This window comes from Pseudoalteromonas sp. Z1A2 (assembly GCF_011378755.1).
Taxonomy (GTDB): Bacteria; Pseudomonadota; Gammaproteobacteria; order Enterobacterales; family Alteromonadaceae; genus Pseudoalteromonas; species Pseudoalteromonas distincta.
In genome coordinates, this window is the sequence record NZ_WTKX01000090.1 from 1 (window position 1) to 571 (window position 571).

The 571-nt window shown below is 42.4% G+C and carries 1 rRNA gene; it reads left to right on the forward strand.

Annotated features, from left to right (window positions below):
- Nucleotides 1-175: 175 nt before the first annotated feature.
- Nucleotides 176-290: ribosomal RNA gene (gene rrf, locus GQR47_RS20325) — 5S ribosomal RNA — on the forward strand.
- Nucleotides 291-571: the final 281 nt, after the last annotated feature.

Sequence of the window (571 nt, forward strand, 5' to 3'; positions counted from 1 at the left end):
CTTGTACTAATTACCCGTGAGGCTTAACCATACAACGCCAAACGCGTTTTATGCGACAGTTTGACAGAAGTTAATATGACTAAAGTAGACATTACTTAGAAAGACTTAAAAAATATTATCAGATATTTTCCAAATTCAGTTAGTGCGTAGAAATACGGATTAACGCCCAAATTTGCTTGGTGACAATAGCGTTTTGGACCCACCTGACTCCATGCCGAACTCAGTAGTGAAACGAAACAGCGCCGATGATAGTGTAGCATTTGCTATGTGAAAGTAGGACATTACCAGGCTTCAAATTGTAGAGAGCCCGACTAGAAATAGTCGGGCTTTTTTACGTCTGCAGAAAAGTAAAATACGCGCAATTAACACACTCACATCAACACCTATCACGTAGGTCGGGCGAGCACAGCGACTCAAGACACAAAGAGAGTGTAGCATTTCACTGTGACCCTCCACCGCTGTGGGCACTACGACATCACAAGGGGGTTCTAGGGATTTTCCCCTCTAAAGTAACATAAATCGCCATACTCACCATATTTAAAGGCATACAAAGGTGGGTTACTTCTCCAAA